Here is a 21,797-nt window from a genome sequence, read left to right on the forward strand (position 1 = left end):
CGATGTCGCTCTCGCCGAATCCCTGATCGAAGGAGATGTTCTTCGTGTAGGAGAGATCGAACTTGTCGGATCTCGTCGCGCGCCAGCTCGTCTTGAAGAGCATGCGCCACTGGTTGCTCGCCCGGGGATAGAAGAACTCCTCGTACCGGAAGTCCTTCCCGAACGCCCTGTCCTTGTAGGAGGAGTAGAGGCTCCGGTTCTCTGCTCCGGCAAGGGCGAGATAGGTCTCCCGGTCATCCGGATAGAGACGCTTCGCGAACTCGGAGGGATCGTCCGAGATCGAAGGAAGCCATCCGTCGCTCAGGTTCGACGAGAGGCTCAGGAAGAACTTCATCCGCCCTGGATCGTCCACCCCGAGCAGCCCCACCGCTTTCGGAAGGACCTGGAGGGGGCCGGAGATCTGGAACTCGTAGTGATCCAGGTTCTGGTCGTCAAGTCCGCGGTCGGTCGTGTATCCGATGAACCCCTGGAAATCGTCGGTTCCTTCCTTGAGCTTGGCCTCGATGATGCCTGAGAGGGCCTGCCCGTACTTGGCGTCGAATCCCCCCGTGATGATGTTCACCTCGGCGACCGACCGCGCGCTGATGGCGCTCCCCTTCGAGTCGCCCGAGAGGAGGTCGCGCGTCTTGACGCCGTCGACGATGTAGAGGGTCTCGTCGGCCCGGCCGCCGCGGATGTGGAGCTGGTCGTTGTCCTTGGTGACGCCGGGCTGCTGCTCGACCACGCTGTCCAGCGTCGGCTCGAGGGCCATCGACTTCAGCTCCTCTGCGTCGAGCGAGCGGACGGTCGAGGCGCGTTTGATGTCCACGAGGGGTCTGTCGGCCTTGATCGTCACTTCCTTCGTCTGCGTGACGGTCGGCTTGAGCCGGAAGATCATGTCGAGCGTCTCGCCCTCTTTCAGCGAGATTGCCTCCTGCACGCTCTCATACCCCACGAAGGTCACGCGCACCTGGTAGGAGCCGGCCGGAAGCGGAGAGATGGCGAAGCTCCCGTCCGACTGGGACATCGCTCCCCAGCTCGTCCCGACGATGACCACGTTCGCGTAGGCCAGCGGCTTGCCCGTCGCGGCCTCCAGGACCTCTCCCTCGAGACGGCCCGAGGCCGGAGCCAACCCGGCGGAGGCGGAGAGGAGGAGGATCGATTGGAGCGCCAGAACCACGACGAGCCGGATTCCCCCGAGGTGCGGGAGGGGATGCTGTCGGCACGCGCGTCCGGCTCTTGGTGGCTTCTTCATCGGATCTTCCATGCGACCAGCGGCGAACCTACCAGCGATCGCAAAGAAGGGTCAAGGGAAACCCGCTGGGCGCCCGCCGGCCGTCAGCGCGCGCGAGCCCCGGGACGAGGATAGTCGCGAAAGGCGCTCGGCAGCAGGCGGGCGAGGGTCGAGCGGCCGCGCTCGCTGGCGCAGGTGCCCCAGCGGATCTCCGGATCGGCGCCCATCTCGCACAGAACCTGCAGGCAGCGTCCGCATGGGGGCGCCGCCCCGGCCGGACCGCGGGCCACGACCACGACGCGCGCGGAGTTCCGGGAGCCGGCCGAAACGAGCGCCGCGACGGCCACGTGCTCGGCGCAGAGCGATGCCGCGGGGAGATCGGGGAGGGAGATCGACGCGCCCGCGTGGATGCGTCCGTGCTCGTCCTCGATCGCCGCCGCCCAGCGCGGTTTGCCGCGCGCGTGGCGCAGCGCCTCTCGGGCCGCATCGACCAGGGGATGCCATGTCGCGGGCCACCTCGCACCCCGTCTCAGGATGCCGGCCTCCCCGCCGCGGCGCCTCACGCCCTGACCTCCGCCCCGCGGGGATCGCGAAGGGGGCCGAGAACCCCGGCGAGGTCCGGAAGGGTGGTCTGGGTCATCGCCTCCGCCCTCACGGCCGCGATGCGGGGAGCGGCCCGAAGGATCGAAGCGAGCTGCCTCCTGCTCTCGATGATCCCGCGTCTTTCTCCCTTCTCGGCGATCAGCTCGGAGAGCAGGGCGAGGTAGACCTCGATCTGCTCGGCGAGCGGAGGAGGGCCGGGGTCGACGCCCGTGCGGAGATGCGCCCGGGCCCGCTCGAAGATCCATGGATTCCCGATCGCCGCCCGCCCGATCATGACCGCGTCGCACCCGGTCTCCCCGAACATCCGGGCCGCGTCGGCCGGCGTCTTGATGTCGCCGTTGCCGATGACGGGGAAGGAGACCGCCGCCTTGACCCGCGCGATCCAATCCCAAACCGCCTGGCCCTTGAACATCTGCTGGCGCGTGCGGGCGTGGAGGGTCAAGGCCGCGATGCCGGCGTCCTCGAGCCTTCGCGCGAGATCGACGATGCCAATCGTCGTCTGATCCCAGCCGAGGCGGGTCTTGACCGTCACGGGCAGGGGGACGGCGCGGACCACTGCGGCCGCGAGCGCCACAAGGCGGTCCGGCTCCTTGAGCATTCCCGAGCCGGCGCCGCGGTTCGCGATCTTCCTCGCCGGGCAGCCGAAGTTGATGTCGATCAGGTCTGGACCCGCATCGCAGGCCAACCGGGCGGCTTCGACGAGAGCCTCCTCTCGGCACCCATAGATCTGGATCCCCACGGGATGCTCATCGGGAGTCAGCCGGATGCGTCCGCGGCTCTGCGCGATGCCGCGCACGAGCCCCTCCGAGGAGACGAACTCCGTATAGACGAGGTCGGCTCCCATTCTCCTGCAGAGGCGACGGAACGGACGGTCGGTGACATCCTCCATCGGCGCGAGGAAGAGACCGCGCTCGAAGAGAAGGGACCCGATCCTCATAACGCCCCGCGCCCGCCGAGGCGGTCTGCTGTTGCGCGCCTCGCGATCATCGGATCACGCTGATTCTGGCCGTCGCGCCGCCGCCCGGGCCGTTGCTCCTCGCGAAGTAATGCCCCGAGGCGACTCGTTCCCCGGCATCGCTCTCGCCGTCCCAGCGCACGCGGTGGATCCCCTCGCCCCGCACGGACTCGAGTCGGCGCACGAGTCGGCCCGCGGCGTCGTGGATCGCCACGCTGGTCGGCCCCGCCGCGGAGCCGCGGATGTAGATCTCGGTCTCTCCCCGGCTCGGATTCGGATGCGACCGCAGGGCGGAGGTGGAGAAGCCCGCGCCCCTCTCCAGCACCACGCGCAGGAGGAACGTGTCGGGATCGATCGTGACGACGCGCGGCGCGAACGGGATCCCGTCCAGCAGGGCGGTCTCCGTCCGCCGCCAGATCGGAATCTTCCGCTCGACCCGCTCGCCATCCCCCTCGATCCGGATCGGAAGGGTGAAGGCGAACGCCTCGCTGGGCGAGTCGTACGGAGGCGTGCGCGGATAGATGGGCCCGTCCTGCGTCTGCTCGATGTAGAGCCTCACGGCGTGCCCCTCGCCGGAGGGGGACGGCCACCAGTCCCAGGCGATGACGGGTCGTCCGCGGCCGTAGAGCCAGGGGATGAAGAAGGCCCGCAGGTCGCGCCCCGCAGTCTCCTCGACCGCCCGGATGAAGTCGTTCGTCGTCGCGCTCGCGTGGAGGTGGCGGTCGAGGTAGCGATTCAGCGACGCGAAGAAGACCCGATCCCCGAGCTCCTCGCGGAGCATCCGCAGGACCCAGGCCCCCTTGTTGTAGGTGAGGCTCTGCAGGAACCAGTAGGCGGGATCCGGGGAGACGAGACTCGTCTGGAGGTCATCGGTGCTGACCGGGACGTACTTCTTCGGCCTCTTCAGCCAGGAGTCGTACGCCGCCCTCCCGCCGAGGTGCTCGGCGTATACGGCTTCGCAGAAAGTCGCGAATCCCTCGCTCAGCCAGATGTCGTCCATCGAGGCGGGAGTCACGGCGTCGCCCCACCACTGGTGCGCGATCTCGTGGGCGATCGCCCATGCGTAGGCGCCGTTTCCCGTCAGGAATCGATTCCCGAGCGAGACGCAGGTCTGGTGCTCCATGGCCAGGGCGCCCCACGGGACCTCGGCGATCCCGAGCTTCTCCCACCCCACGGCGCGGTCGCGAAACGGATAGGGGCCGAAGCGATTCTCGAAGGCGGCGAGGGCGGAAGTCTCGCGATCGACGACCGCCGGAAGGAAGTCGGCGGCGGCCTTCGCCGAATCCTCCGGAAAAGCGTAGAACTGCAGTCGGATGCTGTCGCCGTCGGCCGCGAGGAAGCTTTCCTCCCACGCGGCGTAGTCGGTCGCCGAGAAGGAGAGCAGGAAGGGGGCGATCGGGTAGCGGGTCTGCCACGTCGTTCTCCGCAAGCTCGCCACTCGCTCGGAGCGGACCCGGTCGCCGACTCCCGCGACCTCGAAGGCGGGGTCCATCTCGACCGACAGGGTGGCGAGGGCCTTGTCCGACATGCTCTCCTTGCAGGGCCACCAGGTGTGGGAGCCGTTGGGCTGGCTCAGGGTGGAAACCACTGGGAATTCAGTTGATCCGCTTCCATGCTTCGAGAAGAACTCGAAGCCTGAGAAGTACCCTTCCCCCGGGCGGCCCCCGTACCTCACTCTGAGCACCGCTTCTTCATCCGTCCCGAGGATGGACGGCAAGTGAACCGTGAGGCGATCCGGCTGTGGGCGCGAGAAGGCGCAGCTTGCGCCCTGGAAGGCGACAGAGTCGACTCCGAGCCCCTCCGCGAGATCCAGCACGATCTCCGCCAGGTCGGCCACCGCGCGAAGCCGCATGACGAGAACCCCCTCGATCTCCTCCAGGACCGGATCCACCCGGAGCGAGAGGTCATAGCTCTGCGCGTCGTAGGAGTCGCGCGGATCCTCTGTCGCGGCGCGAGAGGCGGGGATGGCCCGCGCCCCGGGCTGCTTGCAGGCCTCCTCGATCCGAGCGTCCCTCCACTCCGATGTGGCGGCCGGAAGGGATGATGGCAGCGAGGCGAGAGCGGCCGCCAAGACCAGCGCGGCCGTCGCGCTGCGGGACCTGCGCCTCGTCTCCTTCTTGAACTCGGGGGGAGGAAGGGACCGGCTGGCCAGCAGCTTCTCGCGGGCGGGAGCCAGCTTGCGGCGGAAGTCCCTGCGCTCCGCCTCGTGGGGATCGATCGCTGTCGCCAGGCGCTCCGCTGCGGCCGGAAGGAGACAGCAGAGGCTCCAGAAATCGTCCTTGTGGACATACTCCTCGGCAATCCGGCGCGGGCCCATGTTGTGGTAGTTGCCGAGTGCGAGAGCGAGTCCGCCGGCCGCGTATCCGAAGGCCTGAAACGGCGTCGCCTCGCAGAATCCTCCGTCCATCAGGCACCGCTGGTACTCGAATCCGCGAAGGCTCTTTCGCAAGAGCTCAGCCGAGTCGCGCAGGATGTGGCAGATCGTGGGATGGAAGACGCTCCGGCGATCGCCGACGCGGACGATGACTCCCTTGCCGAGCTGGCCGCAGGGAAGCTGCTTGCTCGTCTCGATCACGATCACGGCCGTCTCTTGCGGAAGGGCTCGATCCTGCGCGAGGGCGGATGCCCCGAAGAGCCCGACCTCCTCCGCGCGCGTGAAGACGCCGTAGACCGTGATGGGCGGTCTCTGCGCAGAGAGATCGCGCATGAGGGAGAGGACCGCCGCGCAGCCGAGCAGATCGTCCGCCGACTTCGTCTTCAGCCAGGGCCCGTCGAGGCGGAAGGGAACGAGATCCCATCCGCCGACCGATCCCACCGGGACGGGCCGGGCGAGCCGGAGCCTCACGGAGGAGACCCTGCCGGTCGGAGCCAACTGGCAGGAGAGCACCCGCCCGCGGACGGGTCCCTCCGATGTCTCGACGCGCACGCGCGCGCCCGCGAAGTACTTTGGCTGAACTCCGCCATACCAATCGGCGACCGCGAGATCTCCGCGGCTCGCGGTCACGACAAGGCCCGGATGGTCCATGTGGGCAGTGAAGGCCACCGGACGGCCGCGGGGGCGGGGACCGCGATACCGGGCGATCAGGTTGCCCCAGCGATCCGACGCGTAGGGGATTCCAACCCGATCGAGCTCCGTCCGGATGCGCGCCATGACCTCGTGCTCCCGGTAGCTCACGGTGGGAGCCGAGGTCAGCGTCTCCGCCAACCGCAAGATGTCACGACGAGTCGGCACGGATGGCCTCCATGGGGCGACGCGCTCCGCGGCGGCTGCGTCCCCCTTGGCGCCCGCGGCGGTTCGCTCGGTTCTTCCGCAGCGAAGTATAGGACCTCGGGGGAGGGTCGTCCACTCGCGGGGGCCGTCTCGCGGGGGCCGTCCATCGCGCGAGCCCTTTTCCGATTGAGCGCCTCTCGGCGGCGATGCTACGCTCTGTCGTTGGGAGCGGTGGTAGGTCGGGCTTCGAACGGAACCTGAACCGAGGAGAGTCGATGCCGGCAAAGTCGCTGACCGAGAGCGAGTACAAGGCGCTCATATCCCTCCTCGCGGACGAGGATGCGAAGATCGTCAACAGCGTCTGGGCCCATCTGCTGGAGATCGGCCCGCCCGCCCTGGCGCACCTTCGCGAGGCCTCCGAGCATCCCGACCCGAGGACGCGAGTCCGCGCGCGGCACGTGATGGCGCGGATCATCCTCGATGACCTCGAGAAGCAGTTCCAGGCCCTCGCGGCTCGCGATGACTCCTCCTTCTCTCTGGAGGCGGGCGTTCTCGCGATCGCGCGGACGGAATACCCCGACCTCGATCGGGCGGTCTTCGGCGCCCAGCTGGACAGCCTGGCGAGCCCGCTGCGGGAGCGGTTGCGGAGTCTCGTGGAGCCGGCCGAGATCGTGGCCGCCGTCAACCAGTACTTGTTCGAGGAAATGAAGTTCACCGGCAACACGGCCGACTACTACAACCCGGACAACAGCTACATGAACCGCGTCCTTGAGAAGAGGACCGGCATACCGATCAGCCTCTCCGCTCTCTATGTGCTTGTCGCCGAGAGATGCCAGCTTCCCGTCAGCGGAGTCGGGTTGCCGGGGCACTTCTTGGTCAAGTACGAGAGCGCGGGGTACGAGATCTACATCGATCCTTACAACGCCGGCAAGCTCTTGAGCCGCCGGGACTGCGCCCACTACCTCACCGGGGCGGGCTACTACTTCAAGGAAGAGTATGTCGCCACGTCCACGAATCGCGACATCGTCATCCGGATGCTCCGCAACCTCGTGCTCATCTACTCGAAGCTCCAGGACAAGATGAGGGTGAGGCGGCTGACCCACTACGTGGAGATCCTGCAGGCCCGCGAGAAGACCCGCTAGAGCCGTTCCACGCGACCTGAGACGGTCGCGCGCGGCGTCCGTTCGTCGCTGGAAACCCCTAACCCCCGCCGCGCCTCCGAATCGTCTCGGTCAGGGCGACCTCGATTCCGCGGCTTCGCAGGTGCGCGATCATCGCCCCGGCGTCCACCTCATCTTCGGCGGCGAGAACCCCGTGCCGGATGAGCTTCCCGCGCGCGAGCTGGAGCGCGACGGCCGCCGTCGGATAGGCGGTCAGCTTCATCATCGCGGTGAGGGCGCCGTTCTCCCCGCCGGTTTCCAGCAGGTCATACTGGCGCGTGACTTCCTCGCCGCGGGCGCGGCCGCGCGAGCGGACGCGCAGGACGATCACGTCGGGCGTCTCGGGGCGCTCGAGCATCGGACCGAGCAGGGCCGCTGCGACATCCCGGGGCGGAAGGCTTGCGCGGCCCACGCGGATCGGCTGGGTCTCCAGCAGGCCGATCTCCTTCAGGAACCGGATCCGCGGCCAGTGTCCCGGGTAGCGGACCGTCTTGTAGTCGAGGTGGCGGACCCGTCCTTCGAGCGCCCACGGAAGGGTCGAGATCCCGCCGGAGGTGTGGACCGCCCGGCAGAGGCCCACCGGCTCGGGGAACTCGATCCACTCCGGCTCGGTGAGCGTGGCCACCCGCGCGATCCTGCCCTCTCGCAGGCAGACCGATTCTCCGCTGTACTCGTTGAGCAGTCCGTGGATCGAAAAGAAGAGAGCGTAGCCGAGAGGAGGCCCTGGATCGAGCGGCAGGCCGCCGCAGCGGATGCGCAGGTCATCGACCTCCTCGATTCCCTCGATCGCTGCCGCCGCGAGGATGTTCCCGAGGCCCGGGGCGAGGCCCAGGTCGGGGACGATGGTGACGCCCGCGCGCCGTGCCTCCTCATCGAGCGACCTCTGCTGGAAGACGACGTCGGTGTTGCCGCCCATGTCGGTCATTGAGCATCCGGCCTTGACGGCGGCGCGCGTGATCCCGGTGTTCAAGAAGTAGGGGACCGCGCTGACTACGACCTGCCACCCCTCGAGGGCCTTGACGAGATCCTCCTCTCGGGCCGCGTCGAGCGGGGCGGTCGTCACCCGCGGGTCCGCGAGCGCCTCCTTCGCCGCCTCAAGCCCGCGAGGGTCGTTGTCGAGCAGCAGGAGCCTCTCGAGATCCGCCTCGCGCAGCAAGTCGAGGGCGCAGGCGAACCCTTGGCGGCCGGCGCCCAGCACAGCGATCCGCATGCGTGACCTCCCCCGGCGCTCCTGGCCGGCGCGAGAGGCGAGGATAGCCCCCGATGGCATCGTCCGCCAGTCCTCTCGGGATCCGTCTTCCCGGCCTGCAGCCGACACCGGCGTCGCGTTGACCCCCGGCGCCCGGGCGCGTAGCCTGCAAACCGGTCACGAGGTCCAACGAAGATGGAGGCGCTGTGAAGACCATCATTGAGCCGTTCAAGATCAAGATGGTGGAGCCGATCCGCATGACGACGCCGTCGGAGCGGAGGGGATACCTGGCCCAGGCCGGCCACAACCTCTTCATGGTCCGCGCCGAGGACGTCTTGATCGACCTGCTGACCGACAGCGGGACGTCGAGCATGAGCAGCGATCAGTGGGCGGGGATGATGCGCGGCGACGAGTCGTACGCCGGCGGGCGCTCCTTCTTCGAGTTCGAGCGTGAGGTTCGCAGGATCACGGGAATGAAGCACGTGATCCCGACGCACCAGGGGCGCGCGGCGGAGAAGATCCTCTTCACGGTCCTGCACCGGCCGGGGGCGACCTATCTGGGAAACACCCACTTCGACACGACGCGGGCGAACATCGAGTTCGCCGGCGACACGGCGATCGACTTGCCGATCGCCGAGGGGACGATCCCCGCGGCCGTGCATCCGTTCAAGGGGAACATCGATCTCGAGAGGCTCGAGCGGGAGGCCAAGGCTCGGTGGCGGGACCTGCGCGCTGTCATCCTGACCGTGACCAACAACAGCGGAGGGGGCCAGCCGGTCAGCCTCGCGAACATCCGCGCGGCCGCGCGGATCGCCCATGACAGCGGCGCCATGTTCTTCCTCGACGCCTGCCGGTTCGCGGAGAACGCCTACTTCATCCAGCAGAGGGAAGAGGGGCAGGCCGGCAGGAGCATCCTCGCGATCGTGCAGGAGATGTTCGCCGAAGCCGACGGCTGCACCATGTCCGCGAAGAAGGATGGGCTAGCCAACATCGGCGGCTTCCTCGGGGTGCGGGACGACCAGATGGCCATGGAGGCCCGCAATCTCCTCATATTGACCGAGGGCTTCCCGACCTATGGGGGCCTGGCGGGGCGCGATCTCGAGGCGATCGCTCAGGGGTTGCGCGAGGTGCTGGACGAGGACTACCTGCGCTACCGCGTTCGCACGGTCGCGTATCTGTGCGAGAAACTGCAGGCCCGCGGAGTCCCGATGATCCTGCCGCCCGGAGGACACGCCGTCTATCTGGACGCCGGCGGATTCCTTCCCCAGATAGCTCCGGAGCAGTTCCCGGGACAGGTCCTGGCGAACGAGCTCTACCTCGAGGGCGGAGTCCGCGGGGTGGAGATCGGAAGCCTCATGTTCGGCAGGATGGACTCGGCGACGGGCCGGCACGTGGGACCGCCGATGGAGCTCGTGCGGCTGGCGATCCCAAGGAGGGTCTACACCCAGAGCCACATCGACTATGTCGCCGAGGTCGTGCTGGCCGTCCACGAACGCAGGAGTTCCCTGCGCGGGCTGCGGCTTGTCTATCAGGCCCCCTTCCTGCGGCACTTCACGGCTCGCTTCGAGCCGCTCTAGAGCCTTCGGATTGGGCGCCCCGGCGGGGCTCGCAAGGGGCGCACGGTTGTTCTAGGATTCGAGGAGGGTTCCGCTCGGTGAGCGCGGCCCGGTGGCGGCCGGGGGCGGGCTGGGCGAGGCCGATGGGTGCGGGCGCGTGTCGGGGGGGTGGGGTCGATGACTTCAGTGGGTGGAATGAGGGGTGGCGCGACCCAGGACCAGGCGGCGCGGGAGCTGATGTGGAACCTGGGAGCCGCGAGCCATGTCGCCATGTACGTCCTCATGGCGATTGCCTTCCTGATCTTCGCCTGGGGACTGCGGCGGCGCATCCGAGAGTGGAAGGCGGGCAAGCCGACCGACGAGTCGTTCGCCGCGTGGGGCAGGCGCGCCTTAGTTCTCGCGCGCGAGACCCTTCTCCAGAACAGGACGCGCGGGCGGTTCCTTCCGGGGCTCTTCCACTCCCTCGTCTTCTACAGTTTCGGCGCCCTCTTCGTGACGACGCTCGTTGTCATGGCCGACATGGACTTCGGGATTCCCATCTACCGGGGCACGGTCTACCTCTTCTTCACAATCCTCTCCGACCTGGCGGCGGCGCTTCTGCTGATAGGGCTGGCCATCGCCGCGGCAAGGCGGTACATCGCCCGCCCCCGCCACCTCCCGGAGCCCAAGCCCGCCGACGCGGTCATTCTGGGGATCCTCGCCTTCCTCGTTCTGACGGGGCTGCTGGCCGAGGGAGCAAGGATGCGCTTTCATCCGGACGGAGACCCTTGGCGCGCCTATGCCCCGATCGGCGCCCTCTTCTCATCCATGCTGGCGGGATTGAGTCCGCAGGCGGGGCGGACCCTCCACTTCCTGACATGGTGGACGCACGCCTTGGGCACATTCGCGATGATCGCCCTGATCCCCCACACGAAGTTCTTCCACATGCTGGCGATTCCCGCAAACCAGTACCTCTCGAAGCAGACGCCGACGGGGTCCCTGGCGCGAGTCGACATCGAGAGTCTCCTGGCCAAGGAGGATGCCGAGTTCGAGGTCGGCGTCGCGCGGTGCGAGCAGCTCACATGGAAGCAGCGGCTCGATCTCGACGCATGCATCGAGTGCGGGCGCTGCGACGAAGTCTGCCCGGCCTGGGCGACGGGGCAACCCCTGAGCCCCCGCCGGCTGATCGAGGACCTGAAGAGGATGGCGCGCGCGCCCGGGTCGCCCGATCGACGGGATCGCGCGCTGGAGTCGCCGGGCGCCGGAGCATCGGGCGCGATCGCGGGGAGCGGAGAGCCGGCGGCCTCAGCCCCTCAGAAGCCGATCATCGGCGTGGAGGGGACTGTCTTCTCCGATCCGCAGTTCATCTGGCACTGCCGCACCTGCCACGCATGCCAGACCGACTGCCCTGCTGCGATCCGCCACGTCGATCTCTTCGTCGAGCTGCGGCGGGCGGAGGTGATGATGGAAGGACGGATTCCTGCCGACGCGGGCCGCGCCCTTCGCGCCTTAGAGGCGCAGGGGAACCCGTTCGGGCCGCAGGCGGCGCGATTGGAGTTCGTCGAACGCCTGGGGATCCCCGTGGTCGAACCGGGCGGCGAGACCGAGATCCTCCTCTGGATCGGATGCGTCGCCACATACGATCCGGAGAAGCAGAAGAGCGTCGAGGACCTGGTGGCGATCCTGCGGCACGCCGGTGTTCCCTTCGGGCACCTCGGGAGGGATGAAACCTGTTGCGGAGATCCGGCCAGGGTGCTCGGAGACGAGAACCTCTTTCAGTCGACCGCCAAGCGGACGATCGAGGCCCTCCAGTCGCGGCGCTTCAAGACCCTGCTGGTGAGCTGCCCCCACGGCTACAACGCCTTCGCCCACGAGTATCCCGGCTTCGGCGCGACCTTCCCTGTGAAACACCACAGCCAGCTCTTGGCGGAGTGGCTGGCCGAGGGCAGGCTCCGCGCCGGGGAGCGGGTCGAGGAGCGGGTCGCCTACCACGATCCCTGCTACCTCGGCCGCTATCAGGGGCTCTGGGAGCCGCCGCGGCGGGCCCTGCGCTCGCTGCCGGGCCTGCAACTGCGCGAGATGCGCCATCGGATGGACTCCAGCCACTGCTGCGGAGCCGGCGGCGGACACTACTGGATGGACCTGGACAGCGGCGATCATCGACCGTACACGCGGCGCGTCGACGAAGCGGTCGCCTCCGGAGCCGGCACGATCGCGGTCGGCTGCGCCTTCTGCCAGCAGATGCTCGTCGATGGACTGAAGGCGCGCGACCTAGAGGAACGCCTCCGCGTCGTGGATCTGGCGACGCTGGTGCGGCGGAGCCTGGGGATCTAGATTGACGCCAACAGCCTCAACCCTCGTCTCGGCCCCCGGCTTCGCCGAGGCCGACCTGGTTCTGGAGTGCCGGAAGATCTACTGGCAGGACCTCGATCCGAGCCGCTTCGGACTCCGGGAGATCGAGACGCTCTATCCGGCCAAGGACTACCACCGCGTCCACTTCGGCGAGGTCGTGGCGGTGTCGGCGGAGGCCGAGCGCGTCGGGTGATCCGCCCGCGCAGGATCTGCGGCCGGCGCGGTTCAGGATCCTCGGTAGCGGTTTGTGATGGGATAGCGCCTGTCCCTGCCGAAGGCGCGGGGGGTGATCTTGATCCCCGGCGGAGCCTGGCGTCTCTTGTACTCGTTTCCGTCGATCCATCCATAGATCTTCCGGATGAGCGCGGGATCGCAACCCGCCCCGACGAGACGCTCGATCGGCTCCTCGCGTTCGATCCTCGCCTCGAGGATCCGGTCGAGGACAGGGTAGGGGGGCAAGGTGTCGCTGTCCTCTTGATCCGGGCGTAGCTCCGCCGACGGCGGCCTCTCCAGGGTGTCCCCGGGGATCGGACCGGCCCCTCCATCCCGGCCGTTGCGCCATCGGGCGAGGCGATAGACCAGGCCCTTCGGCACGTCCTTGATCACCGCGAAACCTCCGGCCATGTCCCCGTAGAGCGTGCAGTAGCCCACAGCGAACTCGCTCTTGTTCCCGGTCGTCAGGACGAGCCAGCCGAGGGCGTTGGAGTGCGCCATCAGAAGATTGCCGCGGATGCGCGCCTGCAGGTTCTCGTCCGTGATCCCCAACCGCTTCTCGCGGAGGGTCGAGTCGAGCATCGCGCGGTAGGCGGCCAGGGCCTCATCGATCGGAATCGAGGCGAGGGAGATTCCCAGGTTGCCGGCGAGCTCCCGCGCCCCCGCGAGCGAGGTGGAAGATGTGTAAGGCCCCGGCATCGTCAGGCCATGCACGGAGGCCGCGCCCAGCGCGTCGCACGCGATGACCGCAGTCAAGGCCGAGTCGATGCCGCCGCTCAGGCCGATCACGACATCGGTGAACCCGTTCTTGCGGACATAGTCCCGCGTGCCGAGGCAGAGGGCTCCGTAGATCTCCGCTTCCTGGGTCTCTATTCGATGTTGCGGAGGGCGCCGGGGGAGCGGCGGAGGGGGATTCGTATCCTGCGGGCCGAGGTCGATCTCCTCCAGACGAAGCTCGTCCTCTATCTCCTCGATTCCTTCATGACGAGGCTGCACGAATCCGTCGGGCGGGGGAGCGGGTGCTTGCGAGGGATCGGCGGCCGGGGATCGCGGACGGTCGACATCGAGGATGAGCAGATCGGTCTCGAATCTCAGGCCTCGCGCGAGCAGCTCGCCGTCGGGCGCGAAGACGAGGCTCTCGCCGTCGAAGACCAGCTCGTCCTGTCCGCCGACCAGGTTCAGATAGACGAGGCAGACGCCGTGCTGCCATGCCCGATAGCGGATCAGCTCCTCTCGTTCGCGTCCCTTCCCCGCATGGAAGGGGGAGGAGGAGATGTTCAGCATCACGTCCGCGCCGGCGGCCGCCTGCACGGCGGGGACTCCGCAGGGGGCCCAGATGTCCTCGCAGATATTGACGGCGATTCTCCATCGACCCAGCCGGTAGACCGTGCAGAGCCGGCCGGCGCGGAAGTGCCGCTTCTCGTCGAAAACGCCGTAGTTCGGCAACGTGCACTTCCTGTAAGCGTGGGCCGCTCGGCCGCCCTGCAAGAGAACCGCCGCGTTGTAGAGGCCGTCGTCGCCCCGGATCGGCGCTCCGAGCAGGATCCGATCGCCGGGGTGATCGGCGGCGATCCGTCCCAGCGTCTCTTCCACATCGCGAATGAAGGGGGGGTGATGCAGGAGGTCCTCCGGGGGATATCCGCTCAGGGCGAGCTCGGGGAAGGCGATGAGATCGGGCCGGAAGGGGCGGGCCTCGGCGAGCGATGCCTCGATCATGCGGCGGTTGCCATCCAGGTCGCCGACCGTCGGGTTGATTTGAGCCAGAGCGATCCGCAGGGCCATCAGCCACCTCGAGGCGGATCGTAGGGAGGGCGCGGCAAGCGGTCAAGGAGGGCGGGGGGTCAGGGAATCGTCAAGATCGCCTGCCGGTTGGCCGATCAGGACCCTACTGGAGAGCTTGAGGCAAGGTGCACTCACACAGCGGACCATCGTGGGGACGGGCGGGCACAAGCATCGCGCGAGCGGCGATTCTTCTGCTCTTTCTTGCATGCGCGCGGGAGGAGAAGCGACCGGCTCCGGTCGAGCCGCCTCCCCGGCAGGGGGGGGAGCTCCGGGTCCTCTCGGAGGTCGCCCAGGATCTCGATCCGGTTCGTTCGGACGAGGTGTACGAGGCGGTCGTGGTTCGGCAGATCTACGAGGGGCTGCTCACTCTCGATGCCGGTCTTCAGTTGCGCCCCGCCCTGGCGACAAGCTGGACGATCAGTCCTGACGGCCGAACCTACTCCTTTTCTCTTCGCCCTGGCGTCCGGTTCCACGACGGGTCGATCCTCGACGCGGCCTCGGTCGCATCTTCCCTCGAGCGATGCATCGCTGCCCACCGGGAGGAGCCTTCTTTCGCTTCGATGTGCCTCTGCTCGATCAAGGGAGCGGAGGGTCGCGCCGCCGGACGCTCCTCGCCGGTGGAAGGGCTGAGGGCGCTGAACGAGCGAACGCTCGAGATCGAGCTCTCGGAGCCGCTCTCTCTCTTCCTGAAGGTCCTCGCCATGGAACAGACTGCGGTCACGGGTCCCGGAGGGATCGGCCGCGGCGGGAAGGCGAGTCTCGAGGAGCAGCCGATCGGCACCGGCCCGTTCCGCTTCGTCCGCAGGAGGGATGACGGGGGCATCGTGCTCGGGCGCTTCGACGACTACTGGGGCGAGAGGGCCAACCTTGACAGTCTGGTCTTCCTGCCGTCCCGCTCCGTCGCGGCGGGAGATGAGGCGGAGGCCTCTCCCCCGATCGAGATCGGGGCGCTTGTAAGGGGAGACGCGGACTACGTCGAGCTCCCTTCGGGCACGAGCGCGCTGGCGCGAAGCCTCGGGTTCGTGGTCCATCGCACGCCTGAGCTCTCCGTCAGTTTCATGGGGCTTCGCTGCGACCGCCCGCCCCTCGACGACCCCGCGGTCCGCAGGGCCGCCCTTCTTGCGATCCATCGAGAGAAGCTGGTGGCCGTCGATCCGGAGGGGATGGTGCCGGTGAACGGGTTCCTGCCGCCGGGGATGCCGGGCAGGACTCCCGGCAACACCATGCCGGACCCCGATACGGAGGCCGCTCGCGCCCTCCTCCGCGATGCCGGGTATCCGGACGGCAGGGGGCTTCCCCCGCTGAAGGTGGCGGTGAGCGAGGGATCGTCGCCCAGGCTCTACGAGCCGATCCTCGCGGACCTCGAGGCGGGCGGCTTCACCGTTAAGACGCTGGCGCTGAGCTGGCGCCAGCTCGACAGCCTGGCCTCCGCCGGGGCCGTGCACGCCTTCATGATGTCCTGGGTCGCCGATCTGCCCGATCCGGACGCCTTCCTCTACCCGCTCTTCCACAGCACCGGCCAGAGCAACCTCTTCGCCTATCGTTCCGAGCGGGTGGATTCCCTTCTCGAGGAGGGAAGGAGGCTTCCCCTCGGTCCGGCGCGGAACCAGGTCTACGCGCGATTGAGCGAGATCCTCGCGGCCGACGCGCCGATGATCCCCCTCTACCACAACTCGCTCGCGCACGCCTGGAGGTCTGCCGTCCGCGGGATCGACGTCGGCCCGGGCGGAGTCTCCCTCATCTGCTTCCGCGAAGTCCACCTCGACGACGGCGGTTCCGATGCGGCGCACGCGGGGACTCGATGACCGGGCGGCGCTATCTTCCCCTTGCGAGACGGATGTCGATCGCCTTCGGGATCCTGGTCCTCGTTCTCCTTTCCGCCGTCAGCCTTGTGATGGAGCGACAGCTCACCCAGGCGGCCCGGCGGCACCTCGAGCTTCGCACGGCCACCCGTGCGATCCTCAATTGAAACCTCAGGCGTGCAGAATCGGTACGTCACGGTCGCCCGAGTGTCCCGCTTGCCGTCCTCCTCGATGGTGTCGACCCGGACGGCCTCGACCAGGACTTCCACGATCTGGCGTTTCAACTCCCAGGTAAGAGGTTGGTCCAGACGGTGGTTCAGTTCCCGGAGCAGGTCGGCGGTAGATCGCAGACGGGCCTCCGTTGTCATCGCGCTCTCGGTAGCCCTATCAAGGCGGTTGATCTCATCGATGAGAGCTTCACGCTCCACCGCGATCTCATCCAGTTGCCGGTCTAGGGTCGGCTCGTCAATCCGTCCACGGCGGTAGAGTCCGAGGACCCGATCGCGCTCATTGTCCTTGTCTCTGAGAGCCTGCTTCATCTGGTCGGCGTCGATCTTCATGGAAGCGGATTCCCCGACCGTTCCTTCGATCTGATCAGCCAACTGCTTCAGCACGGCTCCGGGATTCCGGAGGAAACCCTCGACATCCCGCCAGACCAAGTCCTCGATGTTGCCCGCGATGGCCTTGGATGGGCACTTCCTTCCTTGGAGGCCGTAGGTCCCACGCCCGCTCTGCTTTCCGATGCAGACGTAGTAGACCCTCTTGGTTCCTCCTGCGGAAGGGTAGGCCGTGCCGACGTAGGTCAACCCGCAAAGGCCACACTTCATCAACCCACGAAGCAGGTACTTCCGGCGCGCGTTTCTCGTGCTGAAGATATAGTTTCGTTTCAGCGTCTGCTGTGCCTGTTTCCAGGTCTCCTCGCTGACCAGGGCCGGAACGGACCGTCTGATGATATCGCGTGCTTTCTTCGATCGCTTCCCGTACTCGTGGAGTCCTTTGTAAGTCGAGTTGACGATCAGATTCCTGACGCGCGAAGGACGCCAGATGCCTGAGGTGGTCTGCTTGCGCTTCCCGCGCAGGACGAGCCGAGAGTCCCGCACGTAGGCGGGGGGTACCCTAAGACGATTCAGATGCCCCGCGATGGCAATGCAGGACTTCCCGTCTTCCGCCGACATCTTGTAGATGAGCCGGATCACGCCAGCCTCGGACAAGGGGAGCCCCGGGAGGGGATCCTCGGAGATCACGAGTCGCGCATCCTTGTGTTTCCCTTCGACCCTATACCCGTACGGCACGATCCCGCCAAGCCACGCGCCCTGGCGGGCGAGCCGATTGGTACCCTCGATGGAGCGTTGGACTATGTTGTCCCGCTCGAGACCAGCCACTCCGGACAGGATCGTGCGCATGAAGCGACCGGCAGGACTATCGGTGTCGAAGGCTTCTGTCATGCTAAGCAGTTGAATGCCCAGGACCTCGAGATCATTGAAGGCGTTGAGAAGCATGCGCGGATCTCTACCTAGCCTATCGAGCTTGTAGACGAGAACCGCATCGAAGCACTTGGACCTCGCATCCTGAAGAAGACGCGATCCCTCTGGCCTCTGCTCCAAGGGGATCGTGCCGCTCACGCCGTCGTCAGAGTAGGCATCCGTAATCGAGATCTCATGGAGTGAGCAGTAACGCTCCGCAAACTCCCGTTGTGTTGCGATGCTCTGGCGTTCGCGCTGCTCCTCTGTCGAGACGCGGAGGTAGATTGCAGCCTTCATAGGTCCCCTTCCTGCTTGGCCCTCTCGGGAGTGGAAAACGGGTGGTAGGCAGGTTCGAGCAAGAGACGGGACGTCTCTTGGAAATCGCGTTGGAAGTTTCGCAGGTCGTCAGCCTTGTATCGCTCCTTTGGGTGCACCTTATTCCATTGCTCCATTATGGGCCGCCACGAGAGCCCAGCATGTCGTCGTTCGGCGACGAAGTCCAAGAACTCCAAACTGTCGATACGTAGGTGACGGTTCTCTTGACGGAGGATCTGGCTCTGGAGATGTTTGTAGATCCTGTACACAGTCCTTGCCGACGTCCACGGCTGAATGGAGAGATTGACCCTCATCTGAAGGTGGTCGGATCCGAAATGGCTCGCAACCTCCGCGCTGAGACATGGGGTTGCCGGCACCTTTCCGGTCAAGACGAACTGTGTCGCGGATGCAGTGTCCCAACGATAATGCTCTGCTAGACGACAACTCAGTTCGTGCAGTCTACCCAGAAGCGACTTCGGTAGAACGCGCAGCTGATCCGGACGACCGCGTGACCCCCGGTATCTCAGGTCCAGGAACTCCGTGGAGCGATCAATGGTGGTCGATGTCTCATGATGTCCACCTGGCCATTCAATCTCGATGAGAATCCGCTCGCAGACAAATGAAGGGGGATCAGCGGAATCGAGTTCCTTCTGGCGTGAGACGATTCGGGCTTCGTGGTCGGTGATTGGGATGTCGCTCCCTCCCGGGAGCGGCCATTCGCAGAGCGCCAAGAGCGGAGACCGGAGCAGCTTCCATGCTTGGAAGTCAGTGAGAACGGTCCCACCCAGGAAGTCCTCTCGGAAAGCGGGGACCTCCGGTGGGATCAACCACTTGTCGTCCTCGCCCGGGACAGCACCGAGGTGCATCGCAAGCCTTGCCAACTCATGGGAAAGTACTTCCTCGCGCTTTGCCTCACGTGGGTCGAGCAGAGGACCGACATCAATGGATTGGGAGTCAGTCTTTGCGCGGCTCCGTCGCTTTCGTTGGCTCCAACGGTGGAGCTCGGCTGATGCCTCCCGACATAGGTACCGGCACTTGGGATCCTCCCCGGCAATCGCTGTTTGGACGAATCGCTCGTAGACGAGGTATCTCCAAAGCTTCGGTGGAACAGACTTCATGCGGAGGTATTTCCTCAGTCGTTCCTTGACTTCACCCTGTGTCATCGGAGCAGCCACCTGCTCCTCTTCCATACCTTCGAATTCGTCGTAATACATTACGATACCTTCGATTATAGCACTAGGTTGCTACATCAGTCACACGTCAGTCACAGCATCCTATGACAGATATGCTACTTCTCCTTCCAGCCCGTTGCAACTGGTTTCTTCTGAGCGGAGGGGATGCGAATGAAGAGGAGCAAGCAGTTTCTGAGGCCGGCCGACCTGGCCCCCTTGCTCGGCCTCAGTCGGAGCAGGATCTACCAGATGGTCGGCGCCGGCTCTCTGCCGGCCATACGGAATGGCCGAGCAATCTGGATCCCGCTTGCAGCCTGGGAGGTCTGGCTAGCGAGGACGCGGGACCGCGCACTCGGATCGCTGTCGCTGGAGGAAGAGAAGCGACCGTGAAAATGGTTCGGCGACACGTGCCTAACATCGACGCCCAGCTTGCGGCGCTCATCGCATTGCTCAAGAACACCAGCGATGACATTGGAGGCCAGAGTGGGAACGACACGGTACGGCTAGTCGAATCCAGTGGAAGCGGTCACCAAGACAGGATGCCTCGACGCGGAAGGACCCTGCCATCTCTACGTCGACGTGCCAAGAACACATGAGACCGCGATCCGCCGATCGGGGTCTGTCCAACGACGGAGAAGAGTAACGAATGAGCACCGCGATGAGCAGAGCGATTGCAGCCCTCGAGGAACATGGGTGTCGTTCATCCGGGGCCACATGGACATGCCCGGCGCACGATGATGCTACGCCTTCGCTGAGTGTTACCGAGGGAGAGGACGGGCGCGTTCTTCTCAACTGCCACGCCGGATGTTCATTCGATGCAATTGTCGAGTCCCTGGCTCTGGAGAAGAAGGACCTCTTCGAGCGCAGCGCACAGCAACCGAAGTCGCATGTGTTGAAGACGTACGACTACCTGGATGAAGAGGGCAAACTCCTCTATCAAGTGTGCCGCTACGTGCCTAAGGGGTTCAAGCAGCGGCGACCAGGCGCGGATGGCCAATGGATTTGGAATCTCCAAGGCGTTCGGCGCGTGCCCTACAAGTTGCCTGAGATCCTGTCGAATCCCGATGCCCGAGTGTTCCTCGTAGAGGGCGAAAAGGACGCGGACCGACTTCACGAATCGGGTCTCCTTGCCACTACCAGCCCAGGAGGGGCTGGCAAGTGGCGTGATGAATATGCGGAGTTCCTGCGAGGAAGAGACGTCATCGTTGTTCCCGACAACGACGATGCAGGACGAACGCATGCGCGTGACGTCGCCACGTCCGTTCTCCCGGTTGCGAAGAGTGTGAGGATTCTCGATCTGCCTGATCTTGAAGAGAAAGGGGACGTGTCGGACTGGCTTGAGACTCACTCACGGGAGGAGTTGGAGATACTAGCCGACGCCGCATCTGCGGTTGACCCTGGGCAGATTGGCGGCATCGAGGCGGAGTCGACGAACGAAGGTCGTGAGGGATCAGGCGGAAGGGAATCGATTGCAAAGAAGCTGATCCCGCTAGTTCTCGCGGCAGGGATCGAGCTTTTTCACGACCAACGAAAGGATAGCTTCGCCGCTGTACCCATGGAGGGCGGTCGACGAATTTTCTCTCTGCGATCAAGGACGTTTTCGGATTGGCTGTTCCGTATCTCCTGGATCGAACTTAACCACGTGCTGAACAGCGAGCAGCTATCAGGGGTGCGAAACGTCCTGTCCGGGAAGGCTCTCTTCGAAGGATCGTGTCGCGAGCTTGGTGTTCGCTGTGCCCTCCATGAACGCGCGGTCTGGATCGACCTAGACGGGAGGCGAGCCGTGCGCGTGAGGCCAGGTCGGTGGGAGGTCATCGATAAGCCGCCAATCCTCTTTCGGCCGTTTGCCCACCAGCGTCCTCTCCCCGAGCCGATTCAGGGTGGCGACCCAAAGCTGGTTCTTCGCTTCGTGAACCTCCGGAACGAGGGAGACAAGATCCTCTTTCTCTCCTACCTCGTCGCCGGTCTGGTGCCGAACATCCCGATCGTGGCTCTCATCGTGCATGGGCTTCAGGGTTCCGCGAAGACGACTCTCCTGAAGATCGTGAAGCGGCTCCTGGATCCATCAGCCGTCGCGGTACGTGGGGGAGTCCACGACCAAACCGAATTCGCGCTGGCGGCCTCCCAGAACCGTGTGTTGTTCTTTGACAACTTGACGAGCGTACCCGACTGGTTGTCCGACGCCCTCTGTCGAGCGGTAACAGGAGAAGGTTGGAGCAAGCGCACGCTCTATAGCGACGAGGACGCGACGGTTCTCGAGTACCGCGGGCTCGTCGGTCTTTCGGGAATCAACCTGGTTTCGGATCGCGCCGATCTTCTCGACCGCGCCTTGATCATGGAGCTCGAACCCGTCGCGCCGAATGAGCGGCTGCAAGAACGCGAACTCTGGCGCAACTTCGAAGCTGTTCGGCCCCACATCGTCGGCGGCCTCCTCGACGCGTTGGCGCGGGCCATGCAGGTCGAACCCGGTTTGATGCTCCGTTCCCTTCCTCGGATGGCCGATTTCGCTCGTTGGGGGACCGCGGCGGCGGTTGGTTTGCGGCTCAGCCCGTTCGACTTCCTCCGAGCTTATGAGGCCAACGTGGGGCGACAGAACCAGGCGGCGGTCGATGCGAACCCCGTCGCTCAAGCCGTGCTGTCTCTAATGATGGATCGGACGGAGTGGGTCGGCAATCCGGGTCGACTTCTCGAGGACTTGGAGAGGGTGGCGGACGCCCTCCACATCTCAACAAAGGACCGCACGTGGCCTAGGAACCCCAGCTGGTTGACCCGTCGAATCCGGCAGGTCCAGCCGAACCTGCTGGCCCTCGGCATCAGGGTTCTCGATGACCG

The 21,797-nt window shown here is 65.9% G+C and carries 15 protein-coding genes; 7 read left to right on the top strand and 8 right to left on the bottom strand.

All coding sequences use genetic code 11. The annotated features are described in order from the left end of the window. The 4 genes from FJY88_05265 to FJY88_05280 form a co-directional block, all read right to left on the bottom strand. The coding region (locus FJY88_05265) for a PEGA domain-containing protein (GenBank protein ID MBM3286744.1) at positions 1 to 1,246 on the bottom strand (1,246 nt) is incomplete at its 3' end. 71 nt (positions 1,247 to 1,317) lie between these two features. After that, complete coding sequence (locus FJY88_05270; GenBank protein MBM3286745.1) at positions 1,318 to 1,776, bottom strand: cytidine deaminase; 459 nt, start codon at positions 1,774 to 1,776, stop codon at positions 1,318 to 1,320. Next, positions 1,773 to 2,753 carry a tRNA dihydrouridine synthase DusB gene (gene dusB, locus FJY88_05275; GenBank protein MBM3286746.1) on the bottom strand — a complete coding sequence of 327 codons (981 nt, stop codon included), beginning with the start codon at positions 2,751 to 2,753 and terminating at the stop codon, positions 1,773 to 1,775. The genes FJY88_05270 and dusB overlap by 4 nt, the downstream gene beginning before the upstream one ends. A 46-nt stretch (positions 2,754 to 2,799) precedes the next feature. Further along, positions 2,800 to 6,003, bottom strand: coding sequence for a M28 family peptidase (locus FJY88_05280; GenBank protein MBM3286747.1), 3,204 nt, complete (start codon positions 6,001 to 6,003; stop codon positions 2,800 to 2,802). Between the two features lie 185 nt (positions 6,004 to 6,188). Here FJY88_05280 and FJY88_05285 point away from each other — a divergent pair, with 185 nt between their 5' ends. Further along, positions 6,189 to 7,124 carry a hypothetical protein gene (locus FJY88_05285; protein ID MBM3286748.1) on the top strand — a complete coding sequence of 312 codons (936 nt, stop codon included), beginning with the start codon at positions 6,189 to 6,191 and terminating at the stop codon, positions 7,122 to 7,124. 58 nt (positions 7,125 to 7,182) lie between these two features. Here FJY88_05285 and FJY88_05290 read toward each other — a convergent pair whose 3' ends face one another. Beyond that, a complete protein-coding gene (locus FJY88_05290; protein MBM3286749.1) occupies positions 7,183 to 8,412 on the bottom strand; it encodes a hypothetical protein in 1,230 nt (409 codons plus the stop codon). A gap of 125 nt (positions 8,413 to 8,537) precedes the next feature. Here FJY88_05290 and FJY88_05295 point away from each other — a divergent pair, with 125 nt between their 5' ends. The 3 genes from FJY88_05295 to FJY88_05305 all read left to right on the top strand — a co-directional run bounded on the left by FJY88_05295 (position 8,538) and on the right by FJY88_05305 (position 12,411). Continuing rightward, on the top strand, positions 8,538 to 9,908 hold the full coding sequence (locus FJY88_05295; protein MBM3286750.1) for a tryptophanase: 1,371 nt from the start codon (positions 8,538 to 8,540) through the stop codon (positions 9,906 to 9,908). Between the two features lie 156 nt (positions 9,909 to 10,064). Further along, on the top strand, positions 10,065 to 12,200 hold the full coding sequence (locus FJY88_05300; protein ID MBM3286751.1) for a 4Fe-4S dicluster domain-containing protein: 2,136 nt from the start codon (positions 10,065 to 10,067) through the stop codon (positions 12,198 to 12,200). Between the two features lies 1 nt (position 12,201). Further along, positions 12,202 to 12,411, top strand: a complete 210-nt coding sequence (locus FJY88_05305; GenBank protein MBM3286752.1) for a hypothetical protein — start codon at positions 12,202 to 12,204, stop codon at positions 12,409 to 12,411. Between the two features lie 32 nt (positions 12,412 to 12,443). Here the strand turns inward: FJY88_05305 and FJY88_05310 are convergent, their stop codons facing one another. Then, entirely contained in the window at positions 12,444 to 14,216 is a 1,773-nt protein-coding gene (locus tag FJY88_05310) for an NAD+ synthase (GenBank protein ID MBM3286753.1), read from the bottom strand. Between the two features lie 122 nt (positions 14,217 to 14,338). Here FJY88_05310 and FJY88_05315 point away from each other — a divergent pair, with 122 nt between their 5' ends. Next, positions 14,339 to 16,018: an ABC transporter substrate-binding protein gene (locus FJY88_05315; GenBank protein ID MBM3286754.1), complete on the top strand. Its 1,680-nt coding sequence runs from the start codon at positions 14,339 to 14,341 to the stop codon at positions 16,016 to 16,018. On the opposite strand, the gene FJY88_05320 is transcribed toward FJY88_05315, so the two are convergent. Both FJY88_05320 and FJY88_05325 read right to left on the bottom strand, forming a co-directional pair. Further along, positions 15,877 to 17,775, bottom strand: coding sequence for a recombinase family protein (locus tag FJY88_05320; GenBank protein ID MBM3286755.1), 1,899 nt, complete (start codon positions 17,773 to 17,775; stop codon positions 15,877 to 15,879). The genes FJY88_05315 and FJY88_05320 overlap by 142 nt on opposite strands. Continuing rightward, complete coding sequence (locus FJY88_05325; protein MBM3286756.1) at positions 17,772 to 19,007, bottom strand: hypothetical protein; 1,236 nt, start codon at positions 19,005 to 19,007, stop codon at positions 17,772 to 17,774. The genes FJY88_05320 and FJY88_05325 overlap by 4 nt, the downstream gene beginning before the upstream one ends. A gap of 123 nt (positions 19,008 to 19,130) precedes the next feature. Between FJY88_05325 and FJY88_05330 the strand changes: the two genes are divergently transcribed. Both FJY88_05330 and FJY88_05335 read left to right on the top strand, forming a co-directional pair. Beyond that, positions 19,131 to 19,355, top strand: a complete 225-nt coding sequence (locus FJY88_05330; protein MBM3286757.1) for a helix-turn-helix domain-containing protein — start codon at positions 19,131 to 19,133, stop codon at positions 19,353 to 19,355. 256 nt (positions 19,356 to 19,611) lie between these two features. Further along, a partial coding sequence (locus FJY88_05335; protein ID MBM3286758.1) for a hypothetical protein occupies positions 19,612 to 21,797 on the top strand: 2,186 nt, incomplete at its 3' end.

It is taken from the genome of Candidatus Eisenbacteria bacterium (assembly GCA_016867495.1).
In the GTDB taxonomy this organism is placed as follows: domain Bacteria; phylum Eisenbacteria; class RBG-16-71-46; order CAIMUX01; family VGJL01; genus VGJL01.

Bases quoted from the DNA above. Each gene is read 5' to 3' on its own strand.
- FJY88_05290 (MBM3286749.1), bottom strand. From the start codon at position 8,412: ATGCCATCGGGGGCTATCCTCGCCTCTCGCGCCGGCCAGGAGCGCCGG.
- FJY88_05330 (MBM3286757.1), top strand. From the start codon at position 19,131: ATGCGAATGAAGAGGAGCAAGCAGTTTCTGAGGCCGGCCGACCTGGCC.
- FJY88_05320 (MBM3286755.1), bottom strand. From the start codon at position 17,775: ATGAAGGCTGCAATCTACCTCCGCGTCTCGACAGAGGAGCAGCGCGAA.
- dusB (MBM3286746.1), bottom strand. From the start codon at position 2,753: ATGAGGATCGGGTCCCTTCTCTTCGAGCGCGGTCTCTTCCTCGCGCCG.
- FJY88_05300 (MBM3286751.1), top strand. From the start codon at position 10,065: ATGACTTCAGTGGGTGGAATGAGGGGTGGCGCGACCCAGGACCAGGCG.
- FJY88_05325 (MBM3286756.1), bottom strand. From the start codon at position 19,007: ATGTATTACGACGAATTCGAAGGTATGGAAGAGGAGCAGGTGGCTGCT.
- FJY88_05285 (MBM3286748.1), top strand. From the start codon at position 6,189: ATGCTACGCTCTGTCGTTGGGAGCGGTGGTAGGTCGGGCTTCGAACGG.